Genomic DNA, 21,736 nt, shown 5'->3' with positions numbered 1-21,736 from the left:
CAGCCGCCGCGGCGCGCAGGAGAAATAGAATCGTGCTGGCGCCGCGACCCTGGCGCCCCCGCCCGGCGTCCGCACCCCGACGCCCCCACCCCCCGAGGACCGCACCATGTCCGCTTCCGCCCCCGTGTCCGAGCCCGTCACCGTCTCCATCCGCCGCGAGGTCGACCCCGAGCGCATCGCCGAGGCGACCGCGTGGGTGCAGACCGGCGTGAACCTGGCGACGAAGTACCCGGGCTTCCTCGGCTCCGGGTGGGTGCGCGCGGGCGAGGACTCGCAGGTGTGGCACATGCTCTACCGCTTCGCGAGCGAGGAGTCGCTGACCGCGTGGGAGCAGTCGGGTGAACGCGCGTGGTGGCTCTCGATGGGCGAAGGCTTCGTGCGCAGCGAACGCTCCAAGCGCCGCACCGGCATCGAGGGCTGGTTCGACGAGCCGTCGACCGGCTCCATCCCCGTGGTCGAGTCCGACGGCACGACCGGCACGGTCACCGTCGCCCCGGCACCGCCGCGCTGGAAGCAGGCCGTGTCGATCTGGCTCGGCTTCTTCCCCGTGAACCTCGCGTTCACCTACGCCATGAGCCCCGTGCCCGGCTGGGACGGACTGCCCATCTGGCTGCGGGTGCTGGCGACCACGCTCGTGCTCACCCCGATCATGACCTACTGGGTGCTGCCGTGGGTCACGCGCTCCCTGCGCACCTGGCTCGCCCGCTGACGCCCGCGACGGCGCTCAGGCCGAGTCGGGGGTGACGCTCTTCTTCCCCGTCTCCACGAGCGACAGCGGATCGGCGATGTCCTCCAGCGACTTGCCGGCCGCGCTCACGCCGAAGATCCCGCAGATCACGCCGCCGAAGATCATCACCCCGGCGCCGAGCACGTAGCCCCAGAACAGCGGGCCCCGGTCGCCGGACTCGGCGCTGGCACCGATCAGCGCGCCGTACAGCACCGGAGCGACGGCGCCCACGAGCTGTCCGATCGAGAACACGTACGAGATCACCTGGCTGCGCAGCTCCAGCGGGAAGATCTCGCTGACCGTGAGGTAGGCGGCCGATGCGCCCGCCGAGGCGAAGAAGAACGACGCGCACCAGAACGCGGTGTGCGTGGCCGCGTTGAGCACGCCCGCGTTGAACAGGAACGCGCTCACCAGCAGAATGCCGCCCGCGAGCACGTACGTGCCGAACAGCATGCGCCGCCGCCCCCACGTGTCGAAGAAGTGCCCGAGGATGAGCGCACCGGCGAGGTTGCCGATCGCGAACACGATGAAGTACTGCGACGCCGAGGCGGGCGGGGTGTCGTAGAAGTTCTCCAGCACCAGCGCGTACGTGAAGAAGATGGCGTTGTAGAGGAACGACTGCGTCACCATCATCGTGATGCCCACGAGCGTGCGCCGCGGGTACTTGCGGAACAGCACCTTCGCGATCACGAGGAACGGCACGCTGCCGTACTCCTTCACCGTGATGGCGCGGTCCTCGTCGACCGGGTCGATCGTCTTGCCCTCCTTGCGGATGCGCTCCTCGATCGCGTCGACGTTGCGCTCCGCCTCGTCCTCCCGGCCGTGGGTCATCTGCCACCGCGGGCTCTCCGGGATGTGCCGGCGCAGCCAGATGATGAGCAGGCCCAGCACCGGGCCGACGAAGAAGCTCAGCCGCCAGCCGAGGTCGGCCGGCAGCAGATCGGTGTTGAGGAAGAACATGTTCGCCACGGCACCCAGGGCCGCACCGCCCCAGTACGTGCCGTTGATCGCGATGTCGACGCGACCGCGGTACTTCGCGGGGATGATCTCGTCGATCGCGGAGTTGATCGCGGCGTACTCGCCGCCGATGCCCGCCCCCGCCACGAAGCGCCAGATGTAGAAGAACCAGGGGGCGAACGCGAGACCGGCCACCGCCGACCCCACCAGATACACCGCGAGCGAGACGAGGAAGAGGTTCTTGCGGCCGAGCCGGTCGGCCAGTCGCCCGAACACCAGAGCCCCGAACACCTGGCCCAGCAGGTAGCACGTACCCGCCAGTCCGACCTCGGCCGGGCCCATGCCCAGCGTCTGCGCGTAACCGTTCGCCGCGACGATCTGCACCTCGAGGCCGTCGAGGATCCACGAGAACCCGAGCCCGACGACGATCATCCAATGGAAACGCGACCACGGGAGCCGGTCCATGCGGGCCGGGACGAGTGACCGGACCTCCTTGACGGTGACCTCGGATGCGGACATGGACCCTCCTTCGTGCGCGGGCGCGAACGGCCCGCATCCGGTTCTACTCCGCCGGAGAATCCCTCGCATCGCCTTGACCCCGGCACCGCGGCGCGCTACAGCACCGGCGGAGAGACGCCAGAACGCCCCCGCGGAGGATCCCGGCGGGGGCGTTCGAACGATGCGGGTCAGGCCTCGACGTGGCGCTCGTCCACGCCGTCGTAGTGCGACAGCGGACGGATGAGCGCGTTCGCGCCCGCCTGCTCGATCACGTGCGCGGTCCACCCCGTGACCCGGGCCGCCACGAACAGCGGCGTGAACGTGAGCGTGTCGAACCCGATCAGGTTGTACGCCGGACCCGACGGGTAGTCGAGGTTCGGGTAGATGCCCTTGCGCTCGACGAACTGCGACTCCAGCGCGTCGTACAGCGCGGCCACCTCCGGCCGGTCGTAGTGCTCCACGAGTGTGTCGAGCGCGGCCTTCATGGTGGGCACGCGCGAGTCGCCGCGCTTGTACACCCGGTGACCGAAGCCCATGATCTTGCGCTTCTCCGCGAGGGCCTTGTCCAGCCACGCGGTCACGTTGTCGGCGTCGCCGATCTCGTCGAAGATGTGCAGCACGGCCTCGTTGGCACCGCCGTGCAGCGGGCCCTTGAGCGCGCCGATCGCCCCGACCACGGCCGAGTACAGGTCGCTGAGCGTCGAGGTGATCACGCGGGCGGTGAACGTGGACGCGTTGAACGAGTGCTCCGCGTACAGGATCATCGAGCGGTTGAACGCGTCGACCACGACCGGGTCGGCCTCCTCGCCGAACGTCATCCACAGGAAGTTCGCCGAGTAGTCGAGGTCGTCGCGCGGGGGCACGACCTCCTGGCCGCGGCGGCGGCGCTGGCCGTACGCGACGATCGCCGGAAGCGCCGCGAACAGCCGGATGCTGCGGGCGAGGTTCTCCTCCGGGCTGCCGCCGGCATCCAGCACCGATCCGCCCGCGCCGGGGTCGGACGCCCCGATCAGGCTCACCGCCGTGCGCACCTCGTCCATCGGGTGGGCATCGAGCGGTACGAGGTCGATCGCGGCCTTGACGTTGTCGGCCAGCGCGCGGTGCTGTCGTTCCTCCACCCGGAACGCGGCCAGCTCGTCGCCCGTGGGCAGCTCGCCGTTCCACAGCAGGTAGGCGACGGCCTCGAACGGCTGCGTGTCGGCCAGCTCCTGCACCGGGTAGCCGCGGTACAGCAGGCTGTTCGTCTCGGGGTTCACCTTCGAGATCGCGGTCGTGTCGACCACGACCCCCGCGAGGCCCTTCTTGATGTCCGGCTCGGTCATGGTCACTCCTTCGTGATGGTGAAGTTGAAGACGCCGGAGTCGAAACGGTTGTACGACTCGTAGTCGATCAGCTCGTACAGATCGGCGCGGTGCTGCATCTCGCCGAGCGTCGAGGTCAGGTGCCCTTCGTCGTTCAGCGTATCGAGCGCCCGGCCCGCCGCTCCCATCGCGATCCGCAGCAGCGATACGGGCCAGATCACCATCCGCACGCCCGCGTCGCGGAGCTGATCCACCGAGAACAGCTCGCTCTTGCCGAACTCGGTCATGTTGGCGAGGATCGGCACGTCGAGCGCCTCGGCCATCGCCGCGAACTCGTCGAGCGTGCGCATCGCCTCGGGGAAGATCGCGTCGGCCCCCGCGTCGACCAGGGCCTTCGCGCGGTCGATCGCCGCGTCGAGCCCCTCGATCGCGCGGATGTCGGTGCGCGCCATGATCAGGAAGTTCTCGTCGCGGCGGGCGTCGGCGGCGGCACGGATGCGCTTGATCGCGGTGTCCTCGTCCACCACGCTCTTGCCGTCGAGGTGGCCGCAGCGCTTCGGGTTCACCTGATCCTCGATGTGGGTGCCGGCGAGTCCCGCGTCCTCCAGCTCCTGGATCGTGCGGGCCACGTTCATCGGCTCCCCGAAACCCGTGTCGGCATCGACGATCGCGGGCAGATCGGTCATGCGGGCGATCTGCTTGGCGCGCCCGGCGACCTCGGTGAGGGTGGTCAGGCCGATGTCGGGCAGCCCGAGGTCGGCAGACAGCACGGCCCCGGAGATGTAGATGCCGTCGAACCCCTTCTGCTCGATCAGCCGGGCGCTGAGCGGGTTGAACGCGCCGGGGAACCGCAGCAGCTCGCCGGATTCCAGGCGCTCGCGGAACCGGCGCCGCTTCTCCGCCGGGGAGACCGTGGAGTACAGCATCAGAACAGCCCCGCGGGTGCCGGTGCCGCGTCGATCAGCCCCGGCTTCGCGACGATCGACAGCTGCCCGACCTCCTCGGCCGTGAGCTCGGGCAGCCGCTGCACCAGGTCGAGGAACCGCTCGATCTCGGCCGGCTCCAGCACGGGCTCGGCCAGCAGGCGGAACTTGGTGATGTAGTTCTCGCGGGCGAACGGGCGCGCGCCGAGCGGGTGCGCGTCGGCCACGGCGATCTCGTCCACCACGGTGGTGCCGTCGGTCAGGCGGATCTCGACACGACCGCCGAACGCCTTCTCGTCGGGGTCGTCCGAATGGTAGCGGCGGGTCCACTCCGGGTCCTCGGCCGTGGTGATCTTGTGCCACAGCGCGACCGTGTCGGCGCGTCCGGCGCGCTCCGGGGTGTAGGAGTCGACGTGGTGCCAGCCGCCGTCCTGCAGCGCGACCGCGAAGATGTACGGCACGGAGTGGTCGAGCGTCTCGCGCGAGGCGGTGGGGTCGTACTTCTGCGGGTCGTTCGCGCCGGAGCCGATCACGTTGTGCGTGTGGTGGCTGGTGTGGATCACGATCGCGTCGACGTTCGCCGGGTCGCGCAGAGCCGGGTTCGCGATACCGAGGCGACGGGCGAGGTCGATCAGCGCCTGCGCCTGGTACTCCGCGGAGTGCTCCTTGGTGTAGGAGTCGAGGATCGCGCGCTTGGGTTCGCCCGCGGCGGGCAGCGGCACCTCGTAGGCCGCGTCCTTGCCGTCGAGCATCCACGCGATCACGCCGTCCTCGCCCTCGTAGATCGGCGCGGGGCTGGTCTGCCCGCGCATGGCCCGGTCGACCGCCTCGACGGCCATCTTGCCCGCGAAGGCCGGGGCGTGCGCCTTCCACGTGGAGATCTCGCCCTTGCGGCTCTGCCGGGTCGCGGTAGTGGTGTGCAGGGCCTGGCCGACCGCCTGGTAGATGGTCTCCACGTCGAGGCCGAGCAGCGTGCCGATGCCGGCGGCGGCGGACGGGCCGAGGTGGGCGACGTGGTCGATCTTGTGCTTGTGCAGGCAGATCGCGCGCACCAGGTCCATCTGGATCTCGTAGCCGGTGGCGATGCCCCGCACGAGCGCCCTGCCGTCCTTGCCGGTGTGCTGCGCGACCGCGAGGATCGGCGGGATGTTGTCGCCGGGGTGCGAATACTCGGCGGCGAGGAACGTGTCGTGGTAGTCGAGCTCGCGCACCGCCACGCCGTTCGCCCACGCAGCCCACTCCGGGCTGGTGCGGCGGTCGAGGGGCGTGCCGAACAGGTTGGCGCCGGCGCCTCCGGTCGACACCGGGTGGCTGAGCGCCTGCGCCCGCGCGGCGTTGATCGGCGCGCGGGTGAGGGAGGCCGCAGCGACGGACGCGTTGTCGATCAGGCGGTTGATGATCATGTCGACGACGGCCTGCTCGACCTCGACCGGGTCTGCGGCGACCTCCGCGATCTTCCAGGCGAGCTGATCCTGCCTGGCGAGGTTCTCGGAGCTGGCGTGCACGCGGACGTGATGGGAGACGGTCATGAGTGTCCTTCGCTGTCGGGGAGGGAGTCGAGGATGCCGGCGAGCGCGTTGTGCAGGTGCACGTGCGTGGCGTGGGCGGCGAGGTCGCCGTCGCGCGCGGCGAGCGCCTGCGCGATGGTGCGGTGCTCGGCGGCGGACGCGGCGAGCCGCGCGGGCTTGTCCCTGGCCATGCGCCGCACCCGTACGAGGTGGGTGCGCACGGTGCGCAGGGCCGCGGCGATGTAGTCGTTGTCGACCGCGGCGTCGAGGGCGGCGTCGAACCGCGCGATCAGGGCGTAGTAGGCGTCGCGGCCCGCCGCCCTGGACAGGTCGACGTGGGCGAACTCGTCGGCGAGGGACGCGAAGAGGTCGGCGTCGCCCCGGGCGGCGGCAAGCCGGGCCGAGGTCTCCTCCAGCGCGCGGCGGATCTCGAACAGGGACCGGATGTCGTCGGCGTCGAGCGCGGCGACGACCGTGACGCGGGGCGACTGCTGCACCACGAGCCCGTCGGCGGCGAGGCGGCGCAGGGCTTCCCGCATGGGCGTGCGGCTGACGCCGAGCCGTTCGGCCTGCTCGACCTCGCCGAGCACGTGGCCGGCGGGCAGGGCGCCGGACTGGATGTCGTCGAGGAGGGCCGTGTAGGCGCGATCGCTCGCGGACGTGCGCTCGACGGAGAGGACCATGGCCTCAGTGTATACATAACGGCGCTCGACGTGGGCGCTGGAAGAAGATCAGGCCGTATTCGTATACATAGGCTCGGGAGTGGTGACCTGCGGCTCCCCCAGCTTCACCGCCACGACACCCGCGAGCACGAGCACGCCGCCGACCGCCTGGAGCACATCCGGCAGCTGGCCCAGCAGCAGCCACCCGAACAGCAGCGCCGCCACGACCTCGGCCAGCGCGACGAACGAGGCCAGGCGCGACCCGAGCATCCGCGTCGACGCGATGCCGAGCAGATACGCCAGGGCCGTGGCGACCAACCCGATCGCGAGCACCGGCACGAACCACGGCACCGAGCCGAAGCGATACGCGATGTCGGCCGTGGTCCACGCGAACGGCAGCACCCCGACCAGGGCGGCGACACTGAGGCCGATCGCCCCGAGCAGCAGCCCGGCACCGGCGAGCGCGATCGGCGGCAGCCCCGTGTCGGCCCGCGCGGACAGCACGAAGTACGCCGCAGCGCCCACCATCGCGCCGAGCGCCCACAGCACGCCGACCACGTTCACCTGCGCGCCGGTCACGATGTCGAGCATCAGCACCAGGCCCACGAACGCGATCGCGGCGCCGAGCACGCTGCGCCGGGTGGGCCGCTCCCCCCGCCGCGCCCAGAGCCACAGCAGCACCGCGACCGGAGCGGTGTACTCGATCAGCAGCGCGATGCCCACGTCCATCACCGCCACGGCCTGGAAGTAGCACAGCTGCGTGGCGGCCACGGCCAGCAGCCCATAGGCCGCGACCATCCCGGCGTTGCGGCGCAGCACCCGCCAGCGCCCGCGCAGCGCGAGGATCGTGGGCACGAGCAGCACGAGCGCGGCGACCCATACCCGCACCGTGACGGCGGCGCCGGGAGTCCAGCCCGCGTCGATGAGACCGCGCGCCCACGCCCCGGACATGCCGAACGAGAACGCCGCACCGATCGCGAGCACGAGACCGAGGCGCACCGACGCCCGGGGGTGCGTGTCACTCGCCATTGCGCTCATGGGAAGTGACGCTACGCGCGGGGAGAGTAAGCTGTCAACATGGTCTTCACCGATGACACCGAGGACGCCCTCCGCGCGGCCGTGTGGCTGGCGAACTCGGCGGAAGACCCGGACACCCTGGTCGACATCGACGACGAAGAGGCCTTTCTCCGCGTGTTCCCCTACACGGGCCGCATCGACCGCGACGCCGTGGAGCTCGACGACCTCCGCGCCCTGCGCCCGCGACTGCGCGCGATGCTCCTGGCCCCGCGCGACGACATGGCCGCACACGTCAACGCCGCCCTCGCTGACGTGCGCCTGACCCCGCGGCTGGTCCGCCACGACGCGGCCGACTGGCACCTGCACGCCGTCGCCGACGACCGTCCTCTCGCCGAGCGCGTGCTGATCGAGACCGCCATGGCACTGATCGACGTGATCCGCGCGGACGAGGGCTCGCGCCTCACGGTGTGCGACGACGACACCTGCCAGGCGATCGCGCTCGACCTGTCGCGCAACCGCTCCAAGCGCTACTGCTCCTCCACCTGCGCCAACCGCAACGCCGTCGCCGCCTACCGCGCCCGCCGCGCCGCCTCCTGAGCGCCCTTCGTCTCGCTTCGCTCGCTCAGGGACCACCCTTCGCCGGTTCCTGAGAGAGGAGCGCCAGCGACGAGACGAAGGACGCTCCGCTCACTCAGGGTCCCCCGCGGTCGGGCACATCCGACCCTGCGAACTCTTCACAAACGATTATCGATTAGTGTAGTGTCGCGAGCGGCCCTCCTCTTGCATCAGGAAAGGATCAACGATGATCAAGGCCCGAGTCCTCCCCCTCGCCGGCATCGCGGCGGTATCCGCCCTCGCCATCGCCGGCTGCTCGACCCCCGCCGGTGACGACGGTGGCGACGCCGGCGGCGACGTCACCGTGCGCATGCTCGTGAACGTCACCCCCAACCTGACCGAGGAGTTCTGGAACGACCTCGTCGCCCCGTTCGAAGACGCCAACCCGAACATCGACGTCGTCATCCAGAACCCGGGCGCGGAAGGCGTCGAAGCCGCGATCCCGCGCCTGCTCGCCGCCGGAGACGCCCCCGACGTCGTGCAGTCCATCCCGCCCACCACCAAGCTCGTGCCCGAGCTCGTCGACCTGTCGGAGTACGAGTGGGCCTCGTCCGGCCCCCTCGCCGACCAGTACTCCATCGACGGCAAGAACTACATGGCCGGCATCGGCGTGCAGCTGCAGAGCCTGTTCTTCTACAACAAGACCGCGTTCGAGGAGGCCGGGATCAGCGAGGAGCCGACCACGGTGGACGAGCTCACCGACGCGCTCGGCAAGCTCGCGGACGCCGGGTGGACCCCCATCCAGACCGGTGGCGACTGGATGACCAGCCACACGCTGCAGGCGCTCGGACTGCCGACGATCATCGCCGAGGACCAGGACTGGTACCAGCACATGTCCTCCGGCGAGGTCACGTTCAGCGAGACCTACGGCGACGCGGTCGACACCTACGCCGACTGGGTGGCCGAGGGATACATCCCCGCCGACGCGCTCGGCATCAAGTACCCCGACGCCGAGCAGGCGTTCCTCTCCGGCAAGACCGCCGTGTACTCGATGGGCAGCTGGTTCGCCGGCACCCAGGCGAAGGCGGCGGAGTCCGCCGACATCGGCGTGTTCCGCGCCCCCGCCCAGAGCGCCGACGAGCAGCCCGCGATGGGCGCCAACATCGCCAGCCCGTACTCCATCCTCAAGGCGAGCAAGAACCAGGACGCAGCGGCGAAGCTCATCGAGTTCCTCACCACCGACCAGACCGCGGTGGTCGACCAGCTCGCGGTCGACGGCAACTTCCGCGACGGCTACGAGTACGACATGACCCCGCTCGGCGAGGAACTGCTGCAGATCGTCGCCGACACCCCCGCCGACGCCTACACGCCGACCGGTGGCGGCTACGGCGAGCGCACCCTGCCCCCCGGCTACGCGGGCGAGATCAACACCCAGACCCAGGCCCTCCTCGGCGGTGCGCCCGCCGACCAGGTGCTGAAGGCCATGGACGACTGGTTCGCCGCCAACGCCGGCTGACCCGCGCGACGCCGGGGACGGACACGCCTCCGTCCCCGGCGTCCGCGCCCACCCCCACGCACGCGCCACCGAGAACGAGAGTGCCGCCATGACTCCGCCCACCACGACCGCGCCACCCCCGGCCGCCACCCTCCCGACAGGACCCGTCACGCCGATGAGCACCGCCCCCGCCCCGCGCCGCCGCACGGCCGCGCAGCAGTGGCGGAACCGCCTCCCCGGCATCCTCATGGGCGGCCCGGCCGTGGCCGTGTTCCTGGCCATGTTCGTGATCCCGATGATCCTCGCGGCGGTGCTCAGCTTCACCGACTGGAACGGCTACAGCCTGAACTTCACCTTCGTCGGCTGGGAGAACTACATCAAGGCGTTCCGCAGCCCGCGCTCGACCCAGGCCGCGCTGTTCACGGGCCTCATCGCCGTGGTCGGCACCGTCCTCTGCAACGCCATCGGCCTGGCGATCGCCGCGCTCATCGCCGGCCCCGGCCGCTCGAACACGATCCTGCGCACCATCTTCTTCTACCCCTACGTGATCAGCGCCCTCATCATCGGCTTCCTGTGGTCGGCCATGCTCTCCCCCACGGGCGCCGTCAACGGGCTGCTCACCACGCTGGGCCTCCCGGCGATGCCGTTCCTCACCGACCCGACCTTTGCGAAGGCCAGCGTGATCTTCACGATCGTGTGGTCGCACTTCGGGTTCAACATGATCCTGTTCCTCGCGGGCATCAAGTCCGTCCCCGCCGAGTACTACGAGGCCGCGACCGTGGACGGTGCCTCCCGGTGGCAGCAGTTCCGCTCCATCACCCTGCCGCTCATCGCCCCCGTGTTCACGGTGAACCTCGTGCTCACGCTGGTCGGGCTGCTCAAGGCCTACGACGTGGTGCTGTCGCTCACCGACGGCGGACCGGCCGGCTCGACGCAGACCATCGTCTACCAGATCCTCAAGGACTCGTTCGCGAACTCGGCCCTCGGCTTCGGAGCCGCGCAGTCGATGATCCTCCTCCTCGTCACCGCGGTGGTCGGCCTCGCCGTCACGCTGCTGCGACGCCGCGCCGAGCAGAAGGCGACCGACTGATGACGCAGACCCGCAACCGCCCGGCCCTCGTCGTCCGCGCGATCCGGTGGATCGTCCTCGGCATCGTCGCGATCACCATGCTGATCCCGATGTACACGATGCTGATCAACGCGTTCAAACCGCAGGCCGAGATCATCGAGAACCCGCTGCTGATCACGCCGCAGATGTTCACGCTGGACTACCTGTGGGCCGCGATCACGAGCAGCCGGTTCAACGTGATCGCCGCCTACGGCATCACCCTCCTGTTCGTGGTGCTGGTCAACCTGTGCTGCATCGCCCTCGCCGCCCCGGTCGCCTACGTGATCGCCCGCGGCCGCTCCAAGTGGCACCTGGGACTGCTGCTGCTGTTCGTGTCCGGCCTCTTCATCCCCGGCCAGGTCACGCTGATCCCGGTGGTGTTCGTGCTGCGCGTGCTCGGGCTCATCAACACGATCCCCGGGTTCATCCTCTTCGAGACGGCGGCGACCCTGCCGGTGACGATCTTCCTGTTCACCGCCTACCTGCGCAGCGTGCCGCGCGACATCGACGAGGCGGCCTCGCTCGACGGCGCCGGCCCCATCCGGGCGTTCTGGGCGTGCATCTTCCCGATCATGAAGCCCGTCGTCGCGACCGTCGTGGTGCTCAACTCGATCGGCGTGTGGAACGACTTCGTGAGCCCGCAGATCATCCTCGGACCCAGCTCGGGGATCTACACCGTCACGACGGGCGTGTACGCCGCGGTCGGGCAGTTCTCCACCGACTACACGCAGGTGTTCCCCACGCTCCTGCTGGCCGTGCTGCCCGCGATGGTGTTCTTCATCGTGATGCAGCGCCACATCATCGGCGGCCTGGTCGCCGGGGCGACGAAGGGATGACCGTGCCCGAGACCCCGCTCACCCGACCGCTGCGGACGATCCCGGCGTGGGCCGTGCTGCAGCGCCGGCTCTTCGCCGAGATCGAGGAGGCGCGCCGCCTGTTCCGCGACCGGTACACCCTGCCGGACGGACGCCTGCGGGGCGTCGCGGAGTTCGTCGACCGCGACGGCGTGGACGACCTGTACGAGCCGTTCTTCAACTGGCCCACGTTCTACCTGCTCGGCGGGCCGGACGAGGTGCTCGCCGATGCCAAGCGCCACTGGGAGGGCGTGACGGTGCAGCTCGACGAGGCCGGCATGCTCACCGACGAGTACGACAACGGCTACGACTGGTTCCACCAGGGCGAGTCGCTGCTGTTCCTCGCCGGGATCTGCGCCGCCGACCCGGCCGACGCCGCGTTCGCCGCGCGCGCCGCCCGCTTCGCCGCGCTGTTCACCGACCCCGCGAAGGGCAACTACGACGCCGAGCGCAACCTCATCCGCTCCCCGCACAACGGCGCCAGGGGTGCGCTCACGGGGCTCGACGACACGATCGTGCCGTACACGGCCGACCGCGACGAGATGCGCCCGTACGGCCTGCCGGTGCACGGCCTCGACGGCATCACCACCTGGGACGACCTCGCCGACCCCGCCAACGCGCAGCGGATGGCGGAGGAGATGCAGCGTCGCGCGGACGGCGACATCGCCGTGAACCTCGCCGCGACTTCCCTCGCCGCGAACCGCTGGCTGTACGACGGCGATCAGGAGTCCGCCGCGTGGATCCGCCGGTACGTGGACGGGTGGCGCGAGCGCGCGGACGGCGGACTGCTGCCCGACAACATCGGTCCCGACGGCACGGTCGGCGCGCTGCACGACGGGCGCTGGTGGGGCGGCCACTACGGGTGGGCGTGGCCGCACGGGCTGCACTCCGTGGGCATGAGCGCCCTGATCGGCGCGCTCAACCACGCGCTCGTCACGGGCGACGACGCCGCGCTCGACCTCGTGCGCACGATGCTCGACACCGTGCTCGCGGAGGGCCGCACCGGCAGCGTCACGGACTCCACCTACAGCCTGCGCGGCGGGTGGATCGCGCGCCTCGGGGCCGCCGCGACCGAGCCCGCGCTGCTCGTGCCGTACCGCCACGGCGCGGACGGCTGGTTCGACTACGGTCCGCTGCAGCTCGACCTGCCGCTGTGGCTGTGGTGGTGGACGCGCTCGGCCGGCGACCGGGAGCGGCTGGAGCGGGCGATCGCCACGCGGCCCGCCTCCGCCGACCGCGTGGCCCCGTTCCGCGACAAGGAGGAGGCCGGGCACGAGGACGGCTGGTACGCGTACCTCGCCGGCGACCTCCCCGACTACCCGGTGCGGGCGCTGGAGATGGCGCTCGGGCAGGTGGCACGGCGGGCCGCCATGATGCTCGCCGACGACCGCGACCCCGATGCCGCCCACCTGCACTTCTGGCAGCGCGTGAACCCGGTCGTGACCGAGGTGCTGACGCAGCTCGTCGCGGGAGCGCCGCAGGTGCTCTACAACGGCGGCCTCGGTTTCACGGCCCTCCGCTACGAAGACGTCGACCGCGCCCGGCCCGGCCTCCCCGACGACGTCGCGGCGCTCGTGCATCGCCTCGACGAGCACGGTGCGGGCGTGCAGCTGGTGAACACGTCGTCCGTACACACCCGCACGGTGCGACTGCGCGGCGGTCGTTTCGGCCTCGACCGGATCGTGCGCGTGAGCGCGACCGCCGAAGAGCCCGGCTTCTGGCCCGGACCCTCCGGCACCTACCGCGCGCCCGACGCCCCGCTCGTCACGACCGTGCTCGACGTGGACGACGACCTCGTGGTGACCCTGCCCCCGGCGCACACCGCCGACCTCGACCTGACCATCGCGCGTGCGACCGGATCGCCGCGCCACCTGTTCCCCGAAGGAGACGCATGAGCGCCGAACTGATCCGACCCGACTTCGCCCTGCCCGTGCGAGGCGCGGCGTACCGGCGCCCCTCGCCCGAGGTGGTCGAGTCGTTCGACGCGATCTCCTCCGCCACCGCCTGCGCCAAGCTGCACGGCCTCGGGATCCGCCGCAGCTACATCGACGGGCCGGAGCCGCTCAGCCCGGGGCAGCGCGTGGTCGGCTCGGCGCTCACGCTGCAGTTCATGCCGCAGCGGGAGGACATGGCCTCCGGCGACGGGCAAGAGTACGCCGAGCGGCACACCGCGCTGTGGCACGTGCTGGAGGCCGTGCGCCCGGGCGACGTGCTGGTCATCCAGGCGTACGGCAGCCGCTTCTCCGGCTGCATCGGCGACATCCTGGCGCGCTACTTCGCCAGGAAGGGCGGCGCCGGGATCGTGGTGGACGGCCGCATCCGCGACGCGGGGCGCATCCGCGAGCTGGGCATCCCGGTGTGGTCGACCGGCACCACCCCGCACTACGCCTCGCAGTCGGAGCTGGTGCCGTGGGCTTACGACGTGCCGGTCGCGGTGGGCGGGGCGCTGTGCATGCCCGGCGACCTGGTCGTGGCCGACGACGACGGCCCCGTGGTGGTGCCGCAGGCCATGGCGCCGCAGGTGGTGGACGATGCGCGCGACCACGAGGAGTGGGAGGTGTTCAGCCGCCGCCGCCTCGACGAGGGCGCGCGCCTGAGCGACTACTACCCGCTGACGCCGGACAGCCGCGAGGAGTACGAGGCATGGCGTTCCGTGCACAGCTCCGTCCGCTGAACCCCGCGGTCGCGGCGCGCGACGACGCGGGACTCGGGTGCGCGCCGATCGGCAACCTGTTCTCCCCGGTCGCGGACGCCGACGCCGTGGACACCGTGGCGGCCGCTCTCGCGCGCGACGTGCGGTTCTTCGACACCGCGCCGCTGTACGGCTCCGGCGAGAGCGAACGCAAGCTCGGCCTCGCGCTCCGCGGGGTGCCGCGCGACGACTACGTGATCGCGACCAAGGTGGGCCGCGTGCTCGTCGACGCCGCCGGCCGCCCGGTCTCGGGGTCGGCGAGCGGGCACGACTCGGTGGTCGACCTCACGCGCGACGGCGTGCGGCGCAGCCTCGACGGCAGCCTCGCCCGCCTGGGCGTCGACCGCGTCGACGTGCTGCACCTGCACGATCCGCTCGACGTGGAGGCCGCGTTCGCGACCGCCCTGCCCGCGCTCGTGGAGCTGCGCGACGAGGGGGTCGTGCGGGCGATCAGCGTGGGGCTCGGGCGGCTCGACCCGCTGGAGCGGTACGTCGCCGAGGCACCGCTCGACGTGGTGATGGAGGCCGGGCGGCTCACGCTGCTCGACCGCACCGCGCTCGAGCGGCTCCTGCCCACCGCGGCCGCGCGCGGCATCGGCGTGCTCGCGGCGGCCGTGTTCAACTCCGGCATCCTCGTCGACCCCGTCGGCTCGCCGTTCTTCGAATACCGGCCGGCGCCCGCGGAACTGCAGGACCGGGCGCTGCGGCTGCGCGACGTGTGCGCGGCGCACGGGGTGCGCCTGGCGGATGCGGCCGTGCAGTTCCCGCTGCGGCACGGTGCCGACGCGGTGGTCGTGGGGGCCCGCACGCCCGCCGAGGTGCACGCGTTCGTCGACGGCCTCGACGCGGAGCTCCCCGCGGCGCTGTGGGACGCGCTCGACGCCGAGGCCGCGTGACCGGGCGGCAGGGGCGCTGACGTGCGGATCGTCGACGCGCACGTGCACGTGTGGGACGCGGACGCCGTGCCGATCCCGTGGTTCCGCGACGACCTCGGTCTGCCGCGGCACGCCGCCGCCGCAGACCTCGCGCGAGAGTTGTCGGACGCCGGGGTGTCGTCCGCGATCGCGGTGCAGGCGGCGGACTCCGTGGCGGAGGCGCAGTGGCTGACCGCGACCGCCGCGCGCGACCCGTTCCTGCGGCGCGTGGTGCTGCAGTACTCCCCCGAGCCGGGGCGTGCGGCCGGGGCCACCTCCGTCGCCTTCACCCCCGCGGTGGTGGGGGTGCGGGCCGCGGTGCCGCAGTTCGCCGCGGATCTCTCCGACGTGGACGGCCTCGACGCACTCGCCGACCGTCTGGGCGCGACCGCCCGCACGCTCGAGCTGCTGATCCGCCCGGAGCAGCTTCCCGCCGCGGCCGCCCTCTCCCGGCGGCACCCCGGCACCGCGATCGTGGTGTGCCACCTGGGCCTCGGCGCCGGGACGGCCGACGCCGCGTGGCGCGCCGCTCTCGCCGAGGCCGCGTCGGCGCCCGGGGTGTTCGCGAAGGTCTCCGGGCTCGACCTCCCGACCCGCGGCGCGGAGCAGTCGCGCGGCCTGCTGCGGCTGGCGTTCGACCTGTTCGGGGCGGAGCGCCTCGCGTTCGGCAGCGACTGGCCGATGTCGACCCGGCGCACGACCTACGCCGCGGTGCTCGACGCGACCCGCGCCGCGCTGCCCCGCCTCTCCGGGTCCGAGGAGCGCGCGTTCTGGTGCGCCACGGCCGACCGCCTCTCCCCGTTCACCGCCTAGCCCGGGCGGCTCGCGGCCAGGGACCGCGGTCCTTCGTCTCGTCGCTGCGCTCCTCGCTCAGGAACCGCGACGCGAGACGAAGGGCGCGAGAGGAGCCGCGGGGTCAGGCGGGGTCGTCGAGGAGGGTGCCGGCGGCGTGGGCGCGGAACAGCGAGGTCGCGGCCTCCTCGTCGCCCGCGTCCAGCACGTCGAGCAGCCCGGCGTGCCAGTCGGCCACCTCGTGCCAGTCGCCCGTGAACGTGGGGTCGCCCAGCACGTGCATCACGCGCAGGCTCGGCTCCAGCAGGTCCCACATGCGCGGCAGGTACACGTTGCCGCTGGCCTCGATCACGGCGCGGTGGAACGTGAAGTCGAGCTCACGGAACCGCGCGAGGTCCTCCGCCTCGGCGGCCTCGTGCATCTGCGCGATCAGGCCGACGAGCTCGGCGCGGCGGTCGGCGTCGAGCGCCCCGCACGCGAGCCGTCCGGCGAGGCCCTCGAGCTCGACGCGCGCGACCTTGGCCTGCGCCGCCTCCTCCGCGGAGTAGCTGGCGACGAAGTTGCCCTGGTGCCGCACGTGCGACACGAGCCCCTCGTGCGCGAGCCGCTTGAGGGCGTCGCGCACGGGCGCCTGGCTCACCTGCATCTGCCTGGCGAGCTGCGACTCCACCAGCTGCTCGCCGGGCGCGAGAGTCGAGTCCTTGATCATGGCCTTGATGAGGGCGTAGATCTGATCCGACAGCAGTCCGCGCTGCAGTCCGGCCGTGCCGAGAGCATCCGTCATGACCATCAGTCTACGTCCATTATCGACTATCGCTAATGGACGCGGCCGTGCGCCAGGCATCCGCAATGAGGGCGGATCCGCGGGGCGTGGGGTGCACGCCGTCCGGAGCGAGCTCGGCCACCGGATACTCCTCCGCGGCCGCCGTGAACACCGCGTGCAGCGGCACGAACGCGGCACCGTGCTCCGCGGCGAGCGCCCGCACCGCCGCCCGCTTGCCGTCGAGCTCGCCGAGCCACGCCCGCTGCTCCGCGGTCACGGGAAGGAAGAACGGCTCCATCAGGATCAGCCGAGGGCCGTGCGCCGCGGTCACCCGCTGCAGGAGCCCGTCGAGCGTGGCGGCGAACTCCTCGTCCGTGGTGGGGTCGTCGCTGTCGAAGCGGCGCAGCATCTCGTTCACGCCGACGTACACCGTCAGCAGTTCCGGCGCGGTCGGCAGCAGCTCCTCGTCCCACCGGGCCGCGAGGTCGCGCACGCGGTTGCCGGCGATGCCGAGGTTGCGCACGGCCGCCCCCTCGGCGCGCAGCTCGGGCACCAGGAGCGAGACGTACCCGTCGCCGTACGACCCCGGGTCGGAGCGGTCGCGCCCCGCGTCGGTGATCGAGTCTCCGATGAAGGTCACCCGCATCGTGTCACGTCCTGTTCCTCGTCCTTGAGCTTGGGGCGCACCGAGACCGGAAGTTCGACGCTGGCGCCAGCGTACGTCACGGTCAGGGTGAGGTGCGGGCGCACCTTGCTGCTGTCGAAGCCGCTCACCATGTCGGCGGTGACCTGCTGCGTGGTGCGGCTGCCGTCGCTCCAGTCGACGCCCAGCACCATCCCCGTCACGTCGAGCTCCTCGCCGCGCACGTACCGCGTCTTGGGGTCGGCCTCGGGGGCCCAGCAGATCCCGGTCACGGTCGCGGGCGGCGGCGTGGGTCGCACGGCCAGCGTGTTCGTCTTGCCGTAGTGGTACACGTTGAAGAACCCGTCGGCGCCGACGCGGAGGTTCTGCCGCGCGTCGACCAGGTTCCACACGGTCACGCCGTCCACGCGGAGCACCACGCGGGTGCCGCCGTCCTCCGCGACCGCCCCGAACTCGATGCGGTGGGTGGAGTTCGGCGCGATGACCGTGTTGGGGATCGTGTCGAGCATGGTCTGTCCCGGCGTCCAGCTCTGGAACTCGATCACGTCCTCCTTGATCACCGCGAGGTACCCGGTGTTGGAGTTCTGCCAGGCGGGCAGCCCGGTCTGGTCGGAGCGCGCCTGGAAGCCGTACCACCCGCCGTCGAAGGCGCCGAAGTCGGCGTCGAACTGCAGCAGCGTGTCGCCGAAGCGCTCCGCCTCGTAGCCGTGCACGCCCTCGCCGGTGATCACGACTCCGGTGTCGTCCACGGCGATGTGGTCGGACTGGCTCCAGTTCGCGCCGTCCTTCAGCTGCGCATCGAGGCGGGTGGTGGGGTACTCGGCGTCCGCGACCGTCACGGTCACGGTGTCGCTGAGGCTCGGGTCGGCCACCGAGGTCGCGGTGATGGTCGCGGTTCCCGCGGCGACCCCGGCGATGCGCCCCGCCGAGACCGTGGCCACCGCAGGGGTGTCGCTGGTCCAGGTGACGCGGGCGTCGCTCGCGTCCTCCGGGGCGACCGTGGCGGCGACCGTGCGCCGTTCGCCCACGGTCAGGCCCACGGCGTCGGCGTCGAGGCTCACGCCGGTGACGGGCACCCCGGAGAGCGAGAACCCGATGTCGTCGATATCGAGCGACGCGTAGTTCTCCACGTAGAAGCCCACCCGGCCGGCGGCACCGGGAGCGGGATCGGCGCCCTCCAGCGCGACCGCCCCGTTCACGGAGATGCGGATCTGCCCGTCCTGCACGGCGATGCGCACGTGCGAGATCGCTCCGGGCGTGAGGCCCTGGGCCGCCGGCACGACCTTCTGCGCCACGGTCTGCCAGGCATCGTCGAAGATCGTCCAGGTCGGGCCGGCGGCGGCCTGGCGGAACCGGATGTAACCGCCGCCCTTGCCGTTGCGGTCGTACACGATGAGTCCGGCGTTGGCGGGCGTGGTCGCCGGTGCCGTCACGTCGAAGTCGAGCACGAACTCGGTGAAGTCGCGCGGCAGGATGCTGTTCGCGCCCTTGAGGATGCGGTACACCCGGTCGCCCGCGGCGTCGATCTGGATGCTGCGGTTGGGGTCGGTGGGCCAGCCGTTCGCTCCCGACTCGAAGTCGGTGAAGTGCAGCACGCCGTCGCCCTCCTCCACGACCACCTCGATGGTGGCGGTCTTGCCGGCGTCGGCCTTCGCGGTCGCGGTGACGGTCGTGGTGCCGGGGCCCATCCCCAACACGACGCCCTTGTCGTTCACGGTCGCGACGGCGGTGTCGGCCGAGGCGTACGTCACGGCGGCGTCGTCGGCGTTCCACGGCAGCGGCACGGCGCGCACGCGCACCTCGTCGCCCGCGTCGATCGTGATGCTGTCGCTGTCGAAGGCGATGTCCTCCAGCGGCACGGTCTGCGGCTGCTGCGTCTGCCCGATCTCGCCGTCGACGCCGATCTCGCCGAACGCGATCGCCTCGAACCCGGGGATCTGGTCGAACACGGCGGCGTCGTCCTTCAGCGCGTAGTCCCCGCCCGCGGCGTCCACGAAGCCCGGGTCGGCGTCGGCCACCCAGTTGTCCTCGTAGTTCAGCAGGTTCTTGCCGTCTTTGGCGCCGTGCTCGTTCACGCCGGCCATGCGGGCGCGATTCGGGTTCCACACCACGTTCTGCGCGAACGTGCTGTGGTTCGGGAAGTAGTGGTCGTCCTCGAAGAAGTGCGCCAGCTCCGGGTACTTGGTCAGGTACGGCGTGCCGACGAAGTCGTTGTTGTCGGCGAACACCTGCTGCCACGCGGGCATGTAGTCGCGGTCGACCACGTTGCCCTCCTGGTTGCCCATCCACTGCTCGTAGTTGTCGTAGGGGGCGTAGGCGTCGACGAACACGTTGTTGCGCGCCTCGATGTAGTCGGCCGAGCCGCTCTTGATCGCGCCGTTGCCCATGTTCACGAAGACGTTCTTCTCGATCGTGAGGTCCCACGTGAAGTTGTCGGCGTAGATGCCCTCGACGCCCGCCATGCCCACGCCGATGTCGTGGAAGTAGTTCTCCCGGAACACGTGCCCGCGCTGCTGCGGGGTCTTCCCGGAGTTCATGTAGATCGCACCGAGGTCGTGGAACTGCTTGCACACGTCGTACACCTCGTTGCGTTCGAACAGGTGGTCGTTGCCGTGCACGATGATGCCCGGGTGCGGGGCGTCGTGGATCTCGTTGTCCCTGGCGACGTTGCCGACGCCGTCGAACATCACGCCGGGGTTGTAGGCCTTGTGGTAGTACGCGAAGTCGGCGATCTCGGAGTTCTCGACCCGGTTGCGCCCGGGCTCGAGCGTGGTCTTGTCGCCGCCCTGCAGCACCACGCCGACGCCGCCGACGTGGGTGAGGCGGCTGTCGGTCACGGCGTGGTCGCGGCCGCCGCGGTTCACCGGGATGCCGTCGTAGGTGTAGCGGCCGGGCGAATTGATCAGCACGCCGCCGTCGGTGAAGTTGCGGATGTCGCTGTGCGAGACGGTCACGTGCGAGCCGCCCAGGATCACGGCGGCGGTGGCACGGCCGTACTCCATGACGAGGTCGTCGAACGTGATGTACGACGCCCCGTCGGCACGCAGCATGGGCTCGTCGAGCGTGGTGACCGTGACGTCGCCGCGACCCGAGGTGAAGGCGGCGTTGGGGATCAGGTAGAGCTTCCCGGCCTCGCGGTCGATGTAGTACTCGCCGGGGGCGTCGAGCTCTTCCAGCAGGTTCTGCGCGAAGTGGAAGTCGGGGAACCAGCTCTTCATGATCCCGGACATCTCTCCGTAGCGGAGGGTGATGGTCTTCGCGTCGGTGTCGATGCTCTCGATCTTGTTGTACGACCACTCCCAGCTGTAGCCGAAGATGCCGTCGAGCCACACGTCCTCGGCCTGGGTCCAGTACTGCGGCCGGTCGTAGCCGTAGGTGAACGTGCCGCCGCGGTCCTGCAGGTCGGCGTCGTTGCGGTCGGGCCCGGCGTCGATGATGTCGCCCATCTGCACGGTGGGCGTCGCGGCGTCGGCGTTGGGCCAGCGCGCGAGGGTCATGCCCTGCCCGTCGATGAACAGTTCCATGGGCGGCGTGGTGCTGACGTCGTTGGCCTTCCAGTAGCCGTGGCGGCTGAGCTGGCCGTAGTCGGTGATGCCGAGGTCGGCGAGGTCGATGCCCACCACGCGGTCGCGCGCGGCGGCGTCGATGATGCGGTCGGTCACGGCGGTGTCGTCCACGGGGGCGAACTGGTCGCGCGGCAGCTCCCGCCCGCCGGTGAGCGTGGCCGTCTCCCCCGGGTAGGAGCGGTAGGTGATGGGGGCGTCGGCGGTGCCGGAGTCCTGCTCGCCAAGCTCGAACGAGGAGCTGCGGGGGTACTCGCCCTCGCGCAGGTACACCGTGAGGCCGTCGGCGGGGAGGCCGGAGTCGGCCTTCAGGGCACGGATGCGGTCGCGGGCGCCCTCCAGGGTGGCGAGCGGGTCGTCCTTCGTGCCGGCGGCGGAGTCGTCACCCCCCGGCGCCAGGTAGAGGGCGTCGTCGTCCGCGGCCGCTGCCGCCGACGGGACCGTCGCGCCGAGGGCGGATCCGAACACCGCCGCCAGGGCCAGGCTTGCCAGCACACGCTTCATTGCGTCTCCGAACTGTCGCTTTCCGCACGACGATCGCGCGCGGCGCCGCGGGGCGGCTGCTCCGACCGTAGCCAATCGATAATCGACTAGCAAGCATCGATATTGAGCGCCCGGATTCATTGTCACAAACATCACAGCTTCTACCAGTTCTGGACGATTCCTCTCTCCAGTTGACTCCGGCGTAATCTGCCGGAAATACTGAGGAAGCCCGAGACCGCACCGCGAGAGTGCGGACACATCACCCCAGGCCAAGGATGACC

Annotated in this window: 18 protein-coding genes; 9 read left to right on the top strand and 9 right to left on the bottom strand. The window is 71.1% G+C overall.

The annotated features are described in order from the left end of the window. Nucleotides 1-106 precede the first annotated feature (106 nt). Entirely contained in the window at nt 107-709 is a 603-nt protein-coding gene (locus KE274_RS07415; RefSeq protein ID WP_249186136.1) for an antibiotic biosynthesis monooxygenase, read from the top strand. 15 nt (nt 710-724) lie between these two features. Here KE274_RS07415 and KE274_RS07410 read toward each other — a convergent pair whose 3' ends face one another. From KE274_RS07410 to KE274_RS07385, 6 genes are all read right to left on the bottom strand, one after another. Then, a complete protein-coding gene (locus KE274_RS07410; protein WP_211542358.1) occupies nt 725-2,203 on the bottom strand; it encodes an MFS transporter in 1,479 nt (492 codons plus the stop codon). Nucleotides 2,204-2,370: 167 nt separating this feature from the next. Next, on the bottom strand, nt 2,371-3,504 hold the full coding sequence (locus KE274_RS07405) for a bifunctional 2-methylcitrate synthase/citrate synthase (protein WP_211542356.1): 1,134 nt from the start codon (nt 3,502-3,504) through the stop codon (nt 2,371-2,373). Between the two features lie 2 nt (nt 3,505-3,506). Continuing rightward, a complete protein-coding gene (gene prpB / locus KE274_RS07400; protein ID WP_211542354.1) occupies nt 3,507-4,409 on the bottom strand; it encodes a methylisocitrate lyase in 903 nt (300 codons plus the stop codon). Beyond that, nucleotides 4,409-5,935: an MmgE/PrpD family protein gene (locus tag KE274_RS07395; protein ID WP_211542352.1), complete on the bottom strand. Its 1,527-nt coding sequence runs from the start codon at nt 5,933-5,935 to the stop codon at nt 4,409-4,411. The genes prpB and KE274_RS07395 overlap by 1 nt, the downstream gene beginning before the upstream one ends. Beyond that, nucleotides 5,932-6,597, bottom strand: a complete 666-nt coding sequence (locus KE274_RS07390; RefSeq protein WP_211542351.1) for a GntR family transcriptional regulator — start codon at nt 6,595-6,597, stop codon at nt 5,932-5,934. Before KE274_RS07390 ends, KE274_RS07395 begins: the two co-directional genes overlap by 4 nt. A 48-nt stretch (nt 6,598-6,645) precedes the next feature. Further along, the gene (locus KE274_RS07385) at nt 6,646-7,614 is read right to left on the bottom strand and encodes an EamA family transporter (protein ID WP_249186135.1); all 969 of its coding nucleotides are present in this window, start codon (nt 7,612-7,614) and stop codon (nt 6,646-6,648) included. A 39-nt stretch (nt 7,615-7,653) separates the two neighbouring features. On the opposite strand from KE274_RS07385, the gene KE274_RS07380 reads away from it, so the two are divergent. The 8 genes from KE274_RS07380 (at nt 7,654) to KE274_RS07345 (ending at nt 16,024) form a co-directional block, all read left to right on the top strand. Then, a complete protein-coding gene (locus KE274_RS07380; RefSeq protein WP_211542349.1) occupies nt 7,654-8,190 on the top strand; it encodes a CGNR zinc finger domain-containing protein in 537 nt (178 codons plus the stop codon). Between the two features lie 205 nt (nt 8,191-8,395). Then, nucleotides 8,396-9,664 carry an ABC transporter substrate-binding protein gene (locus tag KE274_RS07375; protein WP_211542347.1) on the top strand — a complete coding sequence of 423 codons (1,269 nt, stop codon included), beginning with the start codon at nt 8,396-8,398 and terminating at the stop codon, nt 9,662-9,664. A gap of 88 nt (nt 9,665-9,752) precedes the next feature. Further along, entirely contained in the window at nt 9,753-10,733 is a 981-nt protein-coding gene (locus tag KE274_RS07370; RefSeq protein WP_249186134.1) for a carbohydrate ABC transporter permease, read from the top strand. Beyond that, nucleotides 10,733-11,587, top strand: a complete 855-nt coding sequence (locus KE274_RS07365; protein ID WP_211542344.1) for a carbohydrate ABC transporter permease — start codon at nt 10,733-10,735, stop codon at nt 11,585-11,587. Before KE274_RS07370 ends, KE274_RS07365 begins: the two co-directional genes overlap by 1 nt. Further along, the gene (locus tag KE274_RS07360; RefSeq protein WP_211542342.1) at nt 11,584-13,500 is read left to right on the top strand and encodes a hypothetical protein; all 1,917 of its coding nucleotides are present in this window, start codon (nt 11,584-11,586) and stop codon (nt 13,498-13,500) included. The genes KE274_RS07365 and KE274_RS07360 overlap by 4 nt, the downstream gene beginning before the upstream one ends. After that, nucleotides 13,497-14,279 carry a ribonuclease activity regulator RraA gene (locus KE274_RS07355; RefSeq protein WP_211542340.1) on the top strand — a complete coding sequence of 261 codons (783 nt, stop codon included), beginning with the start codon at nt 13,497-13,499 and terminating at the stop codon, nt 14,277-14,279. Before KE274_RS07360 ends, KE274_RS07355 begins: the two co-directional genes overlap by 4 nt. After that, a complete protein-coding gene (locus KE274_RS07350) occupies nt 14,249-15,193 on the top strand; it encodes an aldo/keto reductase (RefSeq protein WP_211542337.1) in 945 nt (314 codons plus the stop codon). The genes KE274_RS07355 and KE274_RS07350 overlap by 31 nt, the downstream gene beginning before the upstream one ends. Before the next feature lie 21 nt (nt 15,194-15,214). Then, on the top strand, nt 15,215-16,024 hold the full coding sequence (locus KE274_RS07345) for an amidohydrolase family protein (protein WP_211542335.1): 810 nt from the start codon (nt 15,215-15,217) through the stop codon (nt 16,022-16,024). Between the two features lie 103 nt (nt 16,025-16,127). Here KE274_RS07345 and KE274_RS07340 read toward each other — a convergent pair whose 3' ends face one another. Genes KE274_RS07340 through KE274_RS07330 form a run of 3 tightly spaced genes read right to left on the bottom strand, consistent with a single transcriptional unit; the run spans nt 16,128 to nt 21,476 of the window. Beyond that, a complete protein-coding gene (locus KE274_RS07340; protein WP_211542333.1) occupies nt 16,128-16,787 on the bottom strand; it encodes a GntR family transcriptional regulator in 660 nt (219 codons plus the stop codon). 19 nt (nt 16,788-16,806) lie between these two features. Next, a complete protein-coding gene (locus tag KE274_RS07335) occupies nt 16,807-17,412 on the bottom strand; it encodes an SGNH/GDSL hydrolase family protein (RefSeq protein ID WP_211542331.1) in 606 nt (201 codons plus the stop codon). After that, nucleotides 17,403-21,476: an Ig-like domain-containing protein gene (locus KE274_RS07330; RefSeq protein ID WP_211542329.1), complete on the bottom strand. Its 4,074-nt coding sequence runs from the start codon at nt 21,474-21,476 to the stop codon at nt 17,403-17,405. Before KE274_RS07330 ends, KE274_RS07335 begins: the two co-directional genes overlap by 10 nt. Between the last annotated feature and the right edge of the window lie 260 nt (nt 21,477-21,736).

The sequence above is a fragment of the Microbacterium paraoxydans genome (assembly GCF_018224615.1).
GTDB lineage: Bacteria > Actinomycetota > Actinomycetes > Actinomycetales > Microbacteriaceae > Microbacterium > Microbacterium paraoxydans_B.
The sequence above is the reverse complement of the archived record's forward strand: the minus strand, read 5'-3'. Positions and strand labels throughout refer to the sequence as shown.

Excerpts from the sequence above, each read along its gene's own strand:
- KE274_RS07385 (WP_249186135.1), bottom strand. The coding sequence starts at position 7,614 with ATGAGCGCAATGGCGAGTGACACGCACCCCCGGGCGTCGGTGCGCCTC.
- KE274_RS07375 (WP_211542347.1), top strand. The coding sequence starts at position 8,396 with ATGATCAAGGCCCGAGTCCTCCCCCTCGCCGGCATCGCGGCGGTATCC.
- KE274_RS07370 (WP_249186134.1), top strand. The coding sequence starts at position 9,753 with ATGACTCCGCCCACCACGACCGCGCCACCCCCGGCCGCCACCCTCCCG.
- KE274_RS07365 (WP_211542344.1), top strand. The coding sequence starts at position 10,733 with ATGACGCAGACCCGCAACCGCCCGGCCCTCGTCGTCCGCGCGATCCGG.
- KE274_RS07415 (WP_249186136.1), top strand. The coding sequence starts at position 107 with ATGTCCGCTTCCGCCCCCGTGTCCGAGCCCGTCACCGTCTCCATCCGC.
- KE274_RS07405 (WP_211542356.1), bottom strand. The coding sequence starts at position 3,504 with ATGACCGAGCCGGACATCAAGAAGGGCCTCGCGGGGGTCGTGGTCGAC.
- KE274_RS07395 (WP_211542352.1), bottom strand. The coding sequence starts at position 5,935 with ATGACCGTCTCCCATCACGTCCGCGTGCACGCCAGCTCCGAGAACCTC.
- KE274_RS07380 (WP_211542349.1), top strand. The coding sequence starts at position 7,654 with ATGGTCTTCACCGATGACACCGAGGACGCCCTCCGCGCGGCCGTGTGG.
- KE274_RS07410 (WP_211542358.1), bottom strand. The coding sequence starts at position 2,203 with ATGTCCGCATCCGAGGTCACCGTCAAGGAGGTCCGGTCACTCGTCCCG.
- KE274_RS07355 (WP_211542340.1), top strand. The coding sequence starts at position 13,497 with ATGAGCGCCGAACTGATCCGACCCGACTTCGCCCTGCCCGTGCGAGGC.
- KE274_RS07350 (WP_211542337.1), top strand. The coding sequence starts at position 14,249 with ATGGCGTTCCGTGCACAGCTCCGTCCGCTGAACCCCGCGGTCGCGGCG.
- KE274_RS07360 (WP_211542342.1), top strand. The coding sequence starts at position 11,584 with ATGACCGTGCCCGAGACCCCGCTCACCCGACCGCTGCGGACGATCCCG.
- KE274_RS07340 (WP_211542333.1), bottom strand. The coding sequence starts at position 16,787 with ATGACGGATGCTCTCGGCACGGCCGGACTGCAGCGCGGACTGCTGTCG.
- KE274_RS07335 (WP_211542331.1), bottom strand. The coding sequence starts at position 17,412 with ATGCGGGTGACCTTCATCGGAGACTCGATCACCGACGCGGGGCGCGAC.
- KE274_RS07390 (WP_211542351.1), bottom strand. The coding sequence starts at position 6,597 with ATGGTCCTCTCCGTCGAGCGCACGTCCGCGAGCGATCGCGCCTACACG.
- prpB (WP_211542354.1), bottom strand. The coding sequence starts at position 4,409 with ATGCTGTACTCCACGGTCTCCCCGGCGGAGAAGCGGCGCCGGTTCCGC.
- KE274_RS07330 (WP_211542329.1), bottom strand. The coding sequence starts at position 21,476 with ATGAAGCGTGTGCTGGCAAGCCTGGCCCTGGCGGCGGTGTTCGGATCC.